The organism is Pseudomonas sp. URMO17WK12:I6 (assembly GCF_003253625.1).
GTDB lineage: Bacteria > Pseudomonadota > Gammaproteobacteria > Pseudomonadales > Pseudomonadaceae > Aquipseudomonas.
Window position 1 is genome coordinate 363,648 of record NZ_QKYZ01000006.1, and the last position, 17,207, is coordinate 380,854.

General features: G+C 63.2%; 2 protein-coding genes (1 of these 2 only partly in view). Both read right to left on the reverse strand.

Annotated features, from left to right (window positions below; translation table 11 throughout):
- Positions 1-4,672 carry the beginning of a non-ribosomal peptide synthase/polyketide synthase gene (locus tag F475_RS13975; RefSeq protein WP_111454153.1) on the reverse strand. Its footprint begins 8,849 nt before the window's first position, so 4,672 of the gene's 13,521 nt are visible here — the first part of the coding sequence; its start codon is at positions 4,670-4,672; its stop codon lies off the left edge, out of view.
- Complete coding sequence (locus F475_RS13980; protein ID WP_111454154.1) at positions 4,672-17,043, reverse strand: non-ribosomal peptide synthetase; 12,372 nt, start codon at positions 17,041-17,043, stop codon at positions 4,672-4,674. The genes F475_RS13975 and F475_RS13980 overlap by 1 nt, the downstream gene beginning before the upstream one ends.
- Positions 17,044-17,207: the final 164 nt, after the last annotated feature.

A 17,207-nucleotide genomic window follows, 5' to 3' on the forward strand; every position in this document is an offset into this window, starting at 1 on the left:
AACCGGCGACCGTCAATTGCCGCTCGCGGTCATCGAGCAACGCCAATTGCCCGACCGGACGGTGGATGTCCTCGACCAGGCCCTGCAACAGATTCAGCCAGTGCCGGCCCATGCGCTCGATGGTCGATGGCTCGAACAAATCAGTGGCGTAGGTCAGTGACGCGTGCAGGCCTTGCGGGTTATCACTGGTGTCCAGGGTCAGGTCGAACTGCGCGGTGCGGTGTTCCCAACTGAGGTTTGCCAGCTCGATGCCCGGCAACGATTCGGCCAGCGTTGAGGCCGCTTCGCTGCGATGGTTGAACATCGCCTGGAACAGCGGGCTATGGCTCAGGTTGCGTTGCGGTTGCAGCGCATCGACCAGTTGCTCGAACGGCAGGTCCTGATGCATCTGCGCCGCCATGGCCGTCTGCTTCACCTGTTGCAGCAATTGCGCGCCCGTCAGCTGGCCGTCGAACTCGGCGCGCAGCACCTGGGTGTTGACGAAGAAACCGATCAGACGCTCGGTTTCCAGCCGATTACGGTTGGCAATCGGCACGCCGACGCGGATATCGACCTGGCCGCTGTAGCGATGCAGCAAGGTCTGGAACGAGCCGAGCAACAGCATGAACAGCGTGACGTTTTCCCGTCGGGCCAAGGCCTTCAGGGCATTGCTCAGGGATTCGTCGAGGGCAATCGGCAGACGCGCGCCACGGAAACTTTGCTGCGCCGGACGCGGATGATCCAGTGGCAGCTCCAGCAGCGGCTGTTCGCTGCCGAGTTTTTCGCACCAGTAGGCCAACTGCCGATCCCGTTCGCCGGCGGCCATCCATTGACGCTGCCACACCGCGTAGTCGGCGTACTGCACCGGCAATGGCGGCAGTGCGGCCGGCCGGCCCTGGCTGAGCGCCGCATACAGGGCCATCAAATCATCGGTCATCACCTGCAACGACCAGGCATCGGAGACGATGTGGTGTAGGGTCAGAATCAGCACGTGATCCTGCTCGCCCACCTGCAGCAGAACGAAGCGCACCAACGAGCCGTCGAGTACATCGAACGGGCGTTGCGTCTCCTGTTCGACGAAGGCCTTGATGCTCGCTTCATCGCTGGCAGCCAGACGTTGCTCGACAAAACTGATGCGGCCTTGCGGGCGGATCACCTGCCAGGTGCGGCCATCTTCCTCGACGAACGCTGTGCGCAAACTTTCGTGGCGCTCCACCAGCGCCTCAAAGCTGCGTTGCAGGGCGTTTTTGTCCAGCGCGCCGCGCATTCGCAGCGCGGTCGGGATGTTGTAGGCGGCGCTGTCGGGGTCCATTTTCCACAGGAACCATTGACGCTCCTGGGCAAAGGACAGCGCCAGCGGTTGGTCACGGTCGACCCGGGTCATCGGCGGTGACTGTTCGCCCGGCTCGGCGCCCAGCGCCTGGACGAAATCCTCCAGGGTGCTGTGCTCGAACAGGCTGCGCAACGGCACCTGAATGCCCAGCACCCGCCGCACCCGCGACACCACTTGGGTCACCAGCAGGGAGTGCCCGCCCAGCTCGAAGAAGTTGTCGGTCAGGCCCACGCGGTCCAGCTTCAGTACGTCCTGCCAGATGGCGGCGACTTGCTGTTGCCGCTCGCTCTGTGGGGCGACATAACGCGCCTGTAACTGGCTCGCGTCCACCGCTGGCAACGCCTTGCGATTGAGTTTGCCGTTAGGTGTCAGCGGCAGGTTGGTGAGGAACAGCAGATGCGCCGGGACCATGAATTCCGGCAGGCATTCCTTGAGCCGCGCCTTGAGTTCATCGCGCAGACGCAGTTGCTCGTCGGCGGCATCGAGGTCCAGTTGCGGCGCGACCACATAGGCCACCAGTTGCTGGCTGCCCAGGGCTTCCTGCGCCAGCACCGCCACTTCACGGACTGCTGGCTGCTCCAGCAAACGCGCTTCGATTTCACCCAGTTCGATGCGGAAACCGCGGATCTTCACTTGATGGTCGATACGCCCCATGTATTCGAGCACGCCGTCGTGACGATGGCGCGCCAGGTCGCCGGTGCGGTACAGCCGCGCACCGTTGCCGAACGGGTCGGGCAGGAAGCGCTCGGCGGTCATTGCCGCACGATGGTGATACCCACGGGCCAGGCCGTCGCCACCGATCAGCAGTTCGCCAATCGAGCCTGCCGGGTTCGGCGCCAGATCGTCGCCCAAAATGTACAGCGAGGTGTTGGCAATCGGCTGGCCGAGGTACGGCTGGCGCTGCTCACGGGTCAACTGCCAGGCCGCCGACCAGATGGTGGTTTCGGTCGGGCCATAAAGGTTCCAGACCTGCCCCGCCAGACCGAGCATGCGTTGGGCCAGGTCATCGGCCAGCGCTTCGCCGCCGCAGAGGAATTTACAACCCTGGAGGGTGGGCGCCTGTTCATGGTCGAGCAACATGCGCCAGGTCGACGGCGTGGCTTGCACCACGGTGACTTGCTGCTGCCGGATCATCTCCAGCAGCGCTTGCGGATCCTGGGCGGTGTGCTTGTCCACCAGCACCACACGGGCACCGCTGAGCAGCGGGCCGTAGATTTCCAGGCCGAAAATATCGAACGAGAACGTGGTCAGCGACAGCATGCGGTCCTGGGCCTCGATGCCCGGCGCCTTGACCATGCTCACCACGAAATTCACCAGCGCCTGATGGCGCACCATCACCCCTTTGGGCTTGCCGGTGGAACCGGAGGTGTAAATCGCATACGCCAGGTGTTCACCGCTGAGCGCTACCTGCGGATCGGCTTCGCTGTAACCACGGGCGTGCTCGCCTTGCGGGTCGAGCAACAGGGTCTGCACGCCGGCCGGAATCGGCAGTTGCCCGGTCAAATGCGCCTGGGTCAGCAGCAGTTGCAGACCGCTGTCCTCGATCATGTGCGCCAGACGGTCTTCAGGGTATTGCGGGTCCAGCGGCACGTAGGCACCGCCCGCCTTGAGAATCGCCAACAGCCCGATCAGCATTTCCAGGCTGCGGTCGATGGCGATACCGACCAACTGATCCGGGCCGACGCCCCGTTCGATCAGCCGATGGGCCAACTGGTTGGCCTGGCGATTAAGTTGTGCATAACTCAGGGATTGCCCGTCGAACACCAGTGCCGTGGCCTCTGGCGTGCGCCGGGCCTGGGCTTCGATCAATTGATGAATGCAGCGGTCGGTCGGGTATTCGGCGGCGCTGCGGTTCCAGTCGACCAGCACCCGCTGTTGTTCGGTTACGTCGAGCAGGCCGAGTTCGCCCACCCGCTGCTGCGGATCGGCAACCAGGCTGCCGAGCAGGTTTTGCCAATGCCGTGCCAGACGCTCGATGGTCGCGCCGTCAAACAGGTCGGTGGCATAGGTCAGCTGTGCGCCGAGGCCTTCGGGGCCGTCGAAGGTTTCCAGGGTCAGGTCGAATTGCGCGGTGCGCGATGGCTGATGCAAGTGGCGGATCGTCAGCGCCGACTCGCCGGTGCCCTGGCGGCTTTGGCTGGCGCCGGTGCTCTGGTGGTTGTACATCACCTGGAACAGCGGGCTGTAGCTCAGGCTGCGTTCCGGCTGCAAAGCCTCGACCAGTTGTTCGAAAGGCAGGTCCTGATGGGCCTGGGCAGCCATCGCCGTCTGTTTGACCTGGGCCAGCAGCGTGCTGAACGTGGCCTGAGCGTCGAACTCGGTCTTGAGCACCTGAGTGTTGACGAAGAAGCCGATCAGCCGCTCGGTCTCGACCCGGTTGCGGTTAGCGGTGGGCACGCCAACGCGAATCTCGGCCTGGCCACTGTAGCGATGCAACAAGGTCTGGAACGACGCCAATAACAGCATGAACAGGGTGACGTTTTCGCTTTTGGCCAAGGCGCTCAAGCGCTCGCCCAGTGCCGTCGGCAACGCCAGTTCATGACGAGCACCACGCAGGCTCTGCACCGCCGGGCGCGGGTAATCGGTGGGCAACTCCAGCACCGGATGTTCGCTGCCCAAGTGCGCCTGCCAGTAGTCCAGTTGCCGCTCGCGCTCCCCGGCTTCCATCCAGTGCCGTTGCCAGATGCCATAGTCGGCGTACTGGATCGACAGTGCCGGCAAAGCGAGTTCCTGGCCCTGGCGGTAAGCGCCGTACAGTTGCAGCAGTTCATCGACCATGACCCGCATCGACGCGCCATCCGAGGCGATGTGGTGCTGGGTCAGGGTCAGCACGTGCTCCTGCGCACCAAGGCGCAGCAGGCTGACGCGCAGCAGCGGCCCGTTGATCAGGTCGAACGGCTGCCCGGTCTGTTCGGCGACGAACGCTTGTATCTGTGCCTCTGGCGACAGGGCATCGGGGCGTTCATCCAGTTCATGCACGGCGACGGTCAGGTTCATGTGCGGATGAATCACTTGCACCGCTTGCTCATCCTGCTGCCGGAACGTGGTGCGCAGGCTTTGATGACGGGCAATCAGCGCGTTGAAACCCCGTTCGAGTGCCGCGATGTCGAGTTCGCCCTGCAACTGCATGGCACTGGGGATGTTGTAGGCGGCGCTGTCGGGGTCCATCTGCCAGAGGAACCACTGGCGCTCCTGAGCAAAAGACAGCGGCACCGGATCGAACTGCGACTGGGTTTCGGGAATCGGCAGGTTCGCCGGCGAAACGCCCTCCTCGAGCATCTTCTGCAGATAGACCCTGCGCTTGTCGAGCGGCAAAGTAATGAAGCGCCGGGCGATCTTCAAAGCGACATTGGTATCCATCAAGCTTCCTCCATTTCATCAAGCAGGGCGTCCAGCTTGCTCAGTTTCAACGTATCGACCTGCTCACCTGCGGTGGCCAGACTGCTGACGAAATCCGTGAGTACGGGGTGTTGAAAAATCAGTTGCGGGGTCAGTTTCAGGCCCAGTTCCAGTTGCAGGCGTGAAACCACATTGACGGCCAGCAACGAGTGGCCGCCCAGTTCAAAAAAGTGATCCAGCAGGCCGACACGTTCGACTTGCAGTACGTGCTGCCAGATCGCCGCGACCTGCCGCTCCCGCTCGCCTTGCGGGGCGACATAACGCACCGCCAATTGACCGCCCTCCACCGTCGGCAACGCCTTGCGGTCGAGTTTGCCGTTGGGTGTCAGCGGCAATTGCTCGAGGAACAACAGGTGCGCCGGAACCATGAATTCCGGCAGGGACGCCCTGAGCCGTGCCTTGAGTTCATCGCGTAGGGACTGCTGATCATCGAGCTCCAGTGGTGAAGCGACCACGTAGGCCACCAGTTGCTGAGTGCCCAGGGCTTCCTGCGCCAGCACCGCCACTTCGCGAACCGCAGGCTGCTCCAGCAGGCGCGCTTCGATTTCACCCAGTTCGATGCGGAAACCGCGGATCTTCACCTGATGGTCGATTCGGCCTCGGTACTCGAGCACGCCATCGGCCTGATAACGGGTCAAATCGCCGGTGCGGTACAGGCGCTCGCCGTTGCTGGCGAACGGATTCGGCACGTACTTCTCGGCGGTCATGCCCGGCCGCCCCAAGTAACCCCGGGTGATGCCGGCACCGGCCAGGTACAGCTCGGCCGATACGCCCAGAGGCACCGGTTGCAAGTCGGCATCCAGCAGGTAACTGGCGGTGTGTTTGAGCGGCCGGCCAATGTTCGCCGTGCCACCCGCCTCGCGACGGGTCCAGGTGGAATAGGTGGTGTCTTCCGACGGGCCGTAAAGGTCGTAGACATGCGCCACGGTCGGCTGCCCATAAAGCGCATCGACCAGCGACTGCTTCAGCGGCTCACCGGCGAGGTTGATGATGCGCACGCTTGGCGGGATCTGCCCGGCACTGTGCAGCGCATTGATCGCCGACGGCACGCTGTTGATCAGGCGCACCTGATCGCGAGCCGGCAATTGCGACAACTCCATGGCGTTGCGGGCGATGATCAGCGAGCCGCCGTTGGCCAGGGTGACAAACAGCTCCCACACCGACAGGTCAAAACACACCGAGGTCGAGGCCAGTACCCCCTGAATATCGTCGCGGCTGTACACCGATTGCGACCAGTCGATCAGCGCCAATACGTTGCGATGGGCGATGGCCACGCCTTTGGGCTTGCCGGTGGAGCCGGAGGTGTAGATCACGTAGGCCAGGTTATCCGGCGTGACACGGGTGACCGGGGCGATGCGCGGATAATCCGCCAGCCACGACTCGGCGTTGTCCATCAACAGCACTTGAGTGCCCGCCGTCACGTTCAATGTTGCCGCAACAGCCTGCTCGGTCAGCAGCACCAGCGCACGGCTGTCGTCGAGCATGTAGGCCACGCGGTCGGCTGGATAATCCGGGTCCAATGGCACATAAGCGCCACCGGCCTTGAGCACCGCCAGCAGCGCCACCAGCAGACTGTCGGAACGCTGCATCGCCACGCCGACCCGCACTTCCGGGCCCACGCCCAACTCGATCAGCTTGTGGGCGAGTTGGTTGGCGCGGCTGTCGAGTTCGGCGTAAGTCAGTTGCTTGGCCGCGAAGGTCACCGCCTGCGCATCCGGTTGGGCGGCGACTTGACGGTCGATCAACTGGTGAATGCACAGCTCCTGGGCGAAACCTTCATCGCTACGGTTCCAGTCCAGCAACACTTGTTGCTGCTCGGTTTCATCCAGCAGCACCAACTCGCCGAGGCAGCGTTCACCACCGTCGATCATCTGGCTCAACAGGTGCTGCAAATGAGCTGCCAATCGCGTCACCGTCGCCGGCGCAAAACTACCGCGTTGATAACTGAAGTGCATCGACAGTTGCGTCTCGAGGCTCACCAGCAGGGTCAGCGGATAATTGGTTTGCTCGCGGCTGGCCACCGGACCAAAGCGCAGCCCTTGCGGGGCTCCCTGCTCAAGGGCCTGGGCGATCGGGTAGTTCTCGAACACCAGAATGTTGTCGAACAGCGCTTCACCGCCCTGCCCGGCCCAGCGCTGGATATCGAACAGCGCGGTGTGTTCGAACTCGCGCAAGGCCAGGTTTTGCGCCTGCACCGCTTGCAGCCAGCTCGTGAGCGATTGCTCGGCCCGTGGGCTGGCGATCACCGGCAAGGTGTTGATGAACAGCCCGATCTGCTGCTCGACACCCGGCAAGTCCGCCGGACGACCGGCGACCGTCGCGCCGAAGGCCACGGTGTTCTTACCGGTGTAGCGTTGCAACAGCAGCAACCAGGCCGCCTGCACCAGCGTGTTGACCGTGACTTTCGCGGCCCGGGCGAACTCGCCCAGACGCAGGGTTTGATCGGCCTCCAGCACCTGGAAGTGATCGCCGTAACCTTGGGTTTCGGTAGACGCTTGCGGCATTGCGACGGTCTGGGCCAGGCGCGTCGGCTCTTCCAGCGCCAGCAGCGCCGGGGTCCAGAACGCTTCGCTGGCGGCCGAGTCCTGGCGTTGCAGCCAGGCGATGTAATCGCGGTAACGTCCGCTGTGAGCGCCGTTGAACTGGCCGCTGTAACGCTGCAGCACTTCGCCGAGCAACTGCGAATTGCTCCAGCCGTCCATGAGGATGTGATGGTTGGTGTAGATCAGGTGATGACGGTGGTCGTCGATGCGCGCAATCACCAACCGCAACAAGGTCGGTGCGCTCAAGTTGAGGGCTTGGCGTTCCGTGTCGGCGAGCGTCTGCAAGGCCTGATCGCGCTGCGGATGGGCGCGTAAATCGTGCAGGCTGTAAGGCATCTGCGCGTGCTTGCTGACCACCTGCACCGGGTTTTCCAGTTCGCCCTGCCAGACAAAGCGCGTGCGCAGAATGTCGTGGGACTCCACCGCCGCTTGCCAGGCCTGATGGAAACGCTCGGGGTCGAGCCCGTCGACGTCCAGGCGAATCTGGTTGATGTAATCGCCGGTGGTTTCCTGGTACACGGCATGGAACAACATGCCCTGCTGCATCGGCGACAGCGGATACAGGTCTTCGATCGATTGCGGTGCCAGCGGCAAGCCGTCCAGTTGGGCCTGACTCAAGCGCGCCAGCGGGAAGTCCGACGGGGTGACGCCGTGCTGCCCGGCCCGGCAGCAATGGGCGATCAGCGCTTGCAGTTCCTGGGCGTAATCGTCGGCCAGCGCTTGAATGGTCGCTTCATTGAACCGTTCGCGGCTGAAGGTCCAGCCCAGGTTCAGTTCACCGCCATACACCTGACCATTGAGGGCCAACTGGTTGGCCAATGGCGCACGAGCATCCAGTTCATCACCGGCCGCGTCACTGCACGGTACGAACAAAGCGCCGTCGGCTTCGGTGAAGCTGCCGTCGAACTGGCCCAGGTAATTGAAGGTCAGGCACGGCACCGGCAATTGGCTGAGGATTTGACGTGCAGCGTCGTCACCCAGATGGGCCAGCGCGCCAAAACCGAGGCCCTTGTTCGGGATCGCGCGCAGCTGTTCCTTGATCTGTTTCAGCGAGCCACCGAGGTCAGCGACCGGCGTCAGTTTGGCCGGGTACAGGCTGGTGAACCAGCCGACGGTGCGGGTCAGGTCAACGCCGTCGAACAGCTCTTCACGGCCATGACCTTCGAGCTGGATCAACGCGCTGTCGGTCCCGGTCCAGCGCACCATGACGCGGGCCAGAGCGGTCAGCAGCAGGTCGTTGACCTGCGTGCGATACGCCGCCGGGGCGTCTTGCAGCAGTTGCCGGGTCATTTCCTTGTTCAGTTGCGTGCGCACCGTCAGTGCATGCTTGTTCTGCTGCCCGCCCTCGGGATTGTCCACCGGAAACGCCACGTCGGCGCCGTGTAACTGCTGTTGCCACCAGGCCAGTTCGCTGCGCAATTCAGCACTGCGGGCGTAGGTTTGCAGGTGCTCGGCCCAGACCTTGGCCGCACTGGTTTTGGCCGGCAATTGCAGGGGCTCGCCGCTCAACAGCTGACGGTAAGCGGTTTGCAGATCGTCAAACAGAATCCGCCACGACACGCCGTCCACCACCAGATGGTGGATCGCCAGCAACAGGCGCTGAGTACCGTCATCGAGGTTCGCCAGCACCGCACGCAGCAGCGGCCCGTGTTGCAGGTTCAAGCTACGTTGCGCTTCATTGGCCACCGCTTCCAGTGCCGTGGCGTCGGCGACGTCAACCGCCCAGAGCAACGCCTCGGTCTGGCTGCCCGGCGCACGGTATTGCGCCTGCCAGCCCTCGGCCTGTTCGACGAAACTCAAGCGCAAGCCATCGTGGTGAGTAACCAGCGCACCAAACGCCTGCTCAAGCAGATTGGCATTCAGTATTTGCGTCGGCTTGAGCATCACCGCCTGGTTCCAGTGCTGACGCTCGGGGATGGCCTGCTCGAAGAACGCCTGCTGCACCGGCAACAACGCCAGTTCGCCGGTCACCGGCCCTTGATCGATGACCTGAGCCTGCTCACCCAACCGCGCCACCGTGGCCAGTGCCTGGATGGTCTGGTGCTGGAACAGGTCTTTTGGCGTGAAGCGGATGCCGGCCTGACGGGCGCGGCTGACCACTTGAATCGAGATGATCGAATCGCCACCCAGTTCGAAAAAGTTGTCGCTCAAACCAACCTGATCGAGTTTCAGCACGTCTTGCCAGATCGTCGCCAGTTGCTGCTCCAGTGCGCTTTGCGGCGCCACATAGGCTTGCTGCAATTGGCTGATGTCCGGCTTGGGCAGGTTCTTGCGGTCGAGTTTGCCGTTGGGGGTCAGCGGGAGGCGCTCAAGCAGCAGCAAATACGCCGGGACCATGTGCGCCGGCAGCGCGACTTTAAGTTGCTCGCGCAGGCTGTCGGCGAAATCAGCACGCTCGGCGTTGAGTGCATCGGCGACCACATAAGCCACCAGGCGCTTGCCGCTGCCGGCGGTGCCTTCCTGGGCAACCACCACGGCTTCGCGCACACCTTCGAGGGTTTGCAGGCGCGCTTCGATTTCCCCCAGTTCAATGCGGAAACCGCGAATCTTCACCTGATTGTCGATGCGATCCAGGTAATCGAACGTGCCATCGGCACGCTGCCGCACCAGGTCGCCGGTGCGGTACAGCAAGCCACCGACCGCGCTGAACGGATCGGCGACAAAGCGTTCCGCCGTCAGCCCCGGACGATTCAGGTAACCCCGGGCCAGGCCGGTGCCGCCCAGGTACAGCTCACCGGCCATGCCTTGGGGCAGCAGGTTCAGGTCGGCGTCCAGCACGTAAGCGCTGCGGTCACCGATGCGACTGCCGATCGGCGCGTAGGCCGCGCCGCACTGCACGTCGCGCCCGGCCTTCCAGATCAGCGGCGTGACCACGGTTTCGGTCGGGCCGTAGCCGTTGATGATGTAGTCCGGATCGAGCGCACGCTTGACCCGCTCGAAACTGGCGTTGGGCACGGCATCGCCGCCGAAACAGTAGATCCGCACCTTCGGCGGGTGGCCTTCACGCTCGGCGTGTTCGGCCAGTTGTTGCAGGTAGACCGGTGGGAACGCCACCACCGTCACGCCGTGTTCGCGCATGGCGTTGTAGGTCTGTTCCGGGGTCCACAGGCTGTCGTCGCGAATCAGCAGCGAAGCGCCGTGGGTCAGGCTGGTCAGCCAACGCTCGTGGGCGCCGTCGAAGGCGAAGGACATGAAGTGGAATTCGCAGTCGCTGTCACGCATTTCATAGCGTTCGCCAATGGCCTGGCAATGCATCGCCAGCGGGCCATGGGCGACGCTCACGCCTTTGGGGTTACCGGTGGAGCCGGAGGTGTAAATGACGTAAGCGAGGTTCTGCGGATCGAGCGGCACCTTGGGCGCGGTAAGGGATTGGCTGCGCAGATCGAGACGGTCGAGCTCCAGCACCGGGATCGCATCATCCACCGGCAACTGCGCAGAAACCGACGAATCGGTGATCAACAACGCCAGCCCCGAATCCTCGATCAGATAGGCCAGGCGTTCGCGCGGGTAGCTGGTGTCCAGCGGCACGTAGGCTCCGCCGGCCTTGAGCACCGCCAGCAGCGCGACAATCACCCCTTCGCTGCGCGGCAAGGCCACGCCGACCCGGGTTTCCGGGCCGACACCCCGCGCGATCAGGGCGTGGGCCAACTGATTAGCGCGTTGGTCGATGTCGCCATAGCTGAACCGCTTACCGGCAAAAATCACCGCTGTGCGCTCGGGGCGTTGGGCGGCGAGTTCGGCGATGCGTTGGTGCACGGCGACATTCACCGGGTACGGCTGCGGCTGGTTATCGGCCTGTTGCTGCGCCCGTTCGGCGGCGCTGGCCAGGGCAATTTCACCAAGATTGCGTTCGGCCGACTCGGCGAACTGCTCCAACAGTTGCAGCAGGTGCGCACCGATGCGTTCGATCGCGGACGTTGAGAAATGCGCCCGGTCGAAGCTGTAATGCAGCGCCAGGGTCTGGCCCAATGTCACGGCCACGCTCAACGGATAATGGGTTTGCTCGAGGTTGGCGACATCGCCGAACACCACACCTTGCTCCGCGCCCTGTTGCAGCGCCTGGGCAATCGGGTAGTTCTCAAACACCAGAATGTTGTCGAACAGGGCTTCGCCGCCCTGCCCGGCCCAGCGTTGAATGTCCGCCAGCGGCGTGTGCTCGAACTCGCGCAGGCTGAGGTTTTGCGCCTGTACCGCTTGCAACCAGTGGCCGACGCTTTGGTCCGGACGCGGCGTGCCGATCACCGGCAAGGTATTGATGAACAAGCCGACCGCTTGCTCGATGCCGGACAAGTCTGCCGGTCGCCCGGCCACCGTGGCGCCGAACGCCACGGTTGGGTGACCGGTGTAGCGTTGCAACAACAGCAGCCACGCGGCTTGCACCAGGGTGTTGAGGGTGACTTTCTGTTGCCGGGCAAAAGTTTCAAGGTGTTGGGTGCGACTGATGTCCAGGGTCTGGAAATGATCGCCGTGCCCACTCAGGGTTTCATTGCCGGACAGCACCCGCGCCAGTCGGGTCGGCTCTTGCAAGGACGCCAATGGCTCGCGCCAGAAGTCCTGGCTCAGTTGCCCATCCTGACGCTGCAACCAACCGATGTAATCGCGATAGCGTCCGCCGGTAGCTATCGGCGGGCGACCGCTGTAACGCTGCAAGACTTCGCCGAGCAGCTGCGAGTTGCTCCAGCCGTCCATCAGGATGTGGTGATGGGTGTAAATCAGCTGCCAGCTATCGGCTGCGGTTTGCACCAACACCAGTCGCAGCAATGGCGCCTGGCTCAGATCGAATCCTTGTTGGCGCTCGGCATCAGCCAGTTCATTCAAGGCCTGAAGCTGATCGTCACGCTCACGCCAGTCGAGCACGGTGAACGGCAACTGCACCTGCTTGTGGACGATCTGCACCGGATGTTCCAGTTCGCCTTGCCAGACAAAACCGGTACGCAGGATGTCTTGTGCATCGACCGTGGCCTGCCAGGCGGCGCGGAAACGCTCCGGTTCGAGGCCTTGCACATCCACCCGCAACTGATTGATGTACTCACCCGCTGCCTGCTCGTACAGGGTATGGAACAACAGCCCCTGCTGCATCGGCGACAGCGGATAGAGGTCGTCGAGTTGGCCGACGGCCACCGGCAATGCATCGAGTTGTGCCTGGGTGATGCGCGCCAGCGGGAAGTCCGACGGCGTGGCCTGTGGCACCTCAAGGGTGCAGCAATGCTCGATCAATGCGTTGAGGTCAACAGCGTATTGATCAACCAACTGCTGGATGGTCGTGGTGTCGAACATCTCGCGGCTGAAGCCCCAGCTCATCGACAGCTCGCCGCCGTACACCTGGCCTTCAACCGTCAGCCAGTTGGCCAACGGCGCCGACGGATCCTGGGCCACACCGCTGCCTTCGCTGGACGGCACAAACAACGCCGCTTCGTCGAACTGACGGTCGAACTGCCCCAGGTAGTTGAAGGTGATGCGCGGTTGCGGCATGGCTGCCAGTGCGGCGCCAACCTGCGAGTCGCCCAGATAGCGCAGCACGCCGTAGCCCAGTCCTTTGTCCGGCACCGCGCGCAGTTGCTCCTTGACCGTTTTGATCGATGCGCCGAGGTCGCCGACCGGGCTCAGGTTGACCGGGAACAGACTGGTGAACCAGCCGACAGTGCGGGTCAAATCGATATCGTCGAACAGGTCTTCACGGCCGTGGCCTTCGAGCTGGATCAACGTGCTGCCCTGCCCGGTCCAGCGGCACACGGCCCGCACCAGCGCGGTCAGCAGCAAATCATTGACCTGAGTGCGATAAGCCGCCGGCGCCTGTTGCAGCAGTTTGCGGGTTTGTTCGGCATCGAAGGTCAGTTCGACTTTCTGCTCGAAACGGTTTTGCAGTGCACCGTCTGGGCGGTCGCACGGCAAGTCGGTTTGCGGCGCATCGCGCAGTTGCGCCTGCCAATAATCGACACTGTTGTGGAACGTTGGCAGGTGGTTTTGTAGACGCGCCACCCAGCGCTGGTATGAACTGGTTTTCACCGCCGTCGTCAGCGTCGAGCCGTCGCGTGCCTGGCGATAGAACTGCTGCAGATCTTCCAGCAATACCCGCCACGACACACCGTCCACCGCCAAGTGGTGAATCACCAGCAGCAGCCGCTGAGTGCCATCGGCCATCTGCACCGACAACGCTCGCAGCAACGGGCCGCTGCTCAGATCAAGACTGCGCTGGGCTTCGTCGCACAACGCATTCAGCTCTTCGAGCGATTGCGCCGAGCGTTGCCACAGCACCGACTCAACAGACGCTGCGCCATAGGCCTGCTGCCAACCGGCGTCGGTCTGTTGATAACGCAGACGCAACCCATCGTGATGCTGGAGCAACTGCGCCAACGCCTGATCCAGCGCCCCGGCATCCAGCGCTTCGCGCGGCACCAGCAGCAGCGACTGGTTCCAGTGATGACGCTCAGGGATGGCTTGCTCGAAGAACCAGTGCTGCACCGGCGCCAAGGCCACCGCGCCAACAGCCGGACCTTGATCGATCAGGTTCTGTTCGCCGCTGCGGGCCACTTGCGCCAGGCTGCGGATAGTCTGGTGCTGGAACAGGTCTTTGGGGCTCAACAGGATGCCCGCCTGACGCGCGCGGCTGACCACTTGCATCGACACAATGGAGTCGCCGCCCAGCTCGAAGAAGTTGTCTTCAAGGCCGACGTTGTCGATGGCCAGGATGTCTTGCCAGATCGCCGCCAGCGACTTTTCCAGCGCCGTGCGCGGCGCCACGTGTTCACGTTGTTGCTGGGTGCCGTCGACCGCAGGCAAGGCCTTGCGGTCGAGCTTGCCGTTGGGGGTCAACGGCAATTGTTCGAGGAACAGCAGATACGCCGGGACCATGTAGTCCGGTAAATGTTGGCGCAGCGCGGCTTTCAGGGTTTCGCGCAGGTTCGCTTGAGCATCGGCATTGTCCGCCAACAGCGCTGCATCGGCGGGCACGATGTAGGCGACCAGTTGCTGACCGCTGGCGCCGTCCTGGGCCAGCACCGCCAGTTCGCGTACCGCGTCCTGCTGCAACAGCCGCGCTTCGATTTCACCCAGCTCAATGCGGAAACCACGAACCTTGACCTGATGGTCGATGCGACCGACGTATTGCAACGCACCGGTGACCTGATAGCGGGTCAGGTCACCGGTGCGATACAGACGCTCGCCGTTGCTGGCGAACGGGTTCGGCACGTACTTCTCGGCAGTCATGCCCGGTCGCGCCAGGTAACCCCGGGTGATGCCCGCGCCGGCCAGGTATAACTCGGCCGATACGCCCTGTGGCACCGGTTGCAGATCGGCATCGAGCAAATAGCTGGCGGTATGTTTGAGCGGTCGGCCGATGTTGGCGCTGCCGCCGGACTGGCGGCGGGTCCAAGTGGAATAGGTGGTGTCTTCCGACGGGCCGTAAAGGTCGTAGACATGCTCAACGGTCGGCTGCCCATAAAGCGCGTCGACCAGCGACTGCTTCAGCGGCTCACCGGCGAGGTTGATGATGCGCACGCCCGGCGGAATCTGCCCGGCACTGTGCAGCGCATTGATCGCCGACGGTACGGTGTTGATCAGGCGCACCTGATCCCGCGCCGGCAGTTGCGGCAGCTCCAGGGCGTTGCGGGCGATGATCAGCGAGCCGCCGTTGGCCAGGGTGACGAACAGCTCCCACACCGACAGGTCGAAACACACCGAGGTCGAGGCCAGTACCCCCTGAATATCGTCGCGGCTGTACACCGACTGCGACCAGTCGATCAGCGCCAGCACGTTGCGATGGGTGATGGCCACGCCTTTGGGCTTGCCGGTGGAACCGGAGGTGTAGATCACGTAGGCCAGGTTATCCGGCGTGACGCCGGTCACCGGTGCGCTGCTTGGGTAAGTGGCCAGCCATGGCTCGGCGCTGTCCATCAACAACACTTGTGTCTCGGCAGCGATGCTCAATGTTGCCGCAACGGCCTGCTCGGTCAGCAGCACCAATGCACGGCTGTCTTCGAGCATGTAGGCCACGCGGTCGGCCGGGTAATCCGGGTCCAGCGGCACGTAGGCGCCGCCGGCCTTGAGCACTGCCAGCAACGCCACCAGCAGGCTGTCGGAACGCTGCATCGCCACGCCGACCCGCACTTCCGGACCCACGCCCAACTCGATCAGTTTGTGGGCGAGTTGGTTGGCGCGGCTGTCGAGTTCGCCGTAAGTCAGTTGTTTGGCCGCGAAGGTCGCCGCCAGCGCATCCGGTTGGGCGGCGACCTGGCGGTCGATCAATTGATGGATGCACAGATCATCGGCGAAACCTTCGTCAGCGCGGTTCCAGTCATGGACGATGCGTTGGTATTCCTCGGCTTCAAGCATCGGCAAATCGCTGATGCGCTGCTGGCTGTCGTTGACCATGCCGTGCAGCAAATGGGTCCAGTGCCGCGCCATGCGCTCGATGGTCGGCGCATCGAACAGGTCATTGGCGTAGGTCAGCGCGGCATGCAGTGTGCCGGCCTTTTCATAGGTGTCCAGGGTCAGGTCGAACTGGGTGGTGCGCCCTTCCCATTCGATCACGCCCAGCTCCAGGCCTGAGGCGGTGGTCACCGTGGAAATGTCCGCCACCTGCGGCTGATGGTTGTACATCACCTGGAACAACGGCGTATGGCTGAGGCTGCGCTCCAGCTTTAGCGCTTCCACCAGCCGCTCGAATGGCAAGTCCTGATGGGCCTGGGCGCCGAGGGCGGTTTCCTTGATGTCACTGAGCAAATCCGCCACGCGGGTCTGGCCATCGAGCCGGGTGCGCAGCACTTGGGTGTTGACGAAGAAACCGATCAGGCCTTCGATTTCGCCGCGATTGCGGTTGGCGATCGGCACGCCGACGCGGATGTCGGTCTGCCCGGTGTAACGGTGCAGCAACGCGTTGAACGCACCAAGCAACAGCATGAACAAGGTGATGTTGTGCTTCTGCGCGGTGGCTCGCAGTTGCTCGGCCAATGGGCCGTCGACGCCGAACTCATAACGCGTGCCGCGATAGCTGGGCATCGCCGGGCGCGGGTGATCGGTGGGCAGCTCCAGCACCGGATGCTCGAAGCCCAATTGGGCTTGCCAGTATTCCAACTGCCGCGCCTGCTCCCCGGCTTCCAGCCAGCGGCGTTGCCACAAGGCATAGTCGCTGTATTGAATCGGCAACGGCGCGAGCTGCGGTTGCACGCTGGCATCATGGGCGTCGTAGCAGCGGATGAACTCGTCGATCAACACGTTCATCGACCAGCCATCAGAAACGATGTGGTGCAGGGTCAGCAGCAGCACGTGCTCCTGCTCGGCGAGCTTGAGCAGCTTGACCCGCAGCAGCGGCCCGACGGCCAAATCGAACGGCAGCAACGATTGCTGCTGGGCGGCCTCGGCCACGGCCTGTTCGCGCTCAAGGGTTGGCAGCGCGCTGAAATCAATTTGCTCGATCACCAACGGCGCACTGGCAGGTGCCTGTTGCAGGGACTCGTCGGCCTGGCGCTGGAACACCGTGCGCAGGGTTTCATGACGCGCCACCAGGCTGGCGAACGCTTGCTCCAGGGCCGGCAGGTTCAGTTGCCCGGTCAGGCGCACTGCGCCCGGCAAGTTGTAGGCGCCGCTGTGCGGGTCCAGTTGCCAGAGGAACCACATGCGCTGCTGGGCGTAGGACAGCGCTTGCCGGTCCTCGGCCTCGACCCCTTGCGGAATCGGAAAACGGGCGAAGTCCACGCCCTCCTTGTGCAAGGCCGCAAGGAACATCTGGCGCTTTTCCAGGGGCAACCCGATAAACCGGCGAGCAAGTTTCAAGGAGTCTTCAGCATTCATTTCTTAGCATCCAGATCAGTAGGCAGGAAGCACAAAGGCACGTCGTCCCTATGAAACGAATGCAGACCGGAAAAATTAGCACTTGAGAACAAGTATCAGGAAGGAAGATCGAAGCGGCTGGAATCGGCGGTGCGGCGAAGAAATGACGGCCGAACACAGACCTG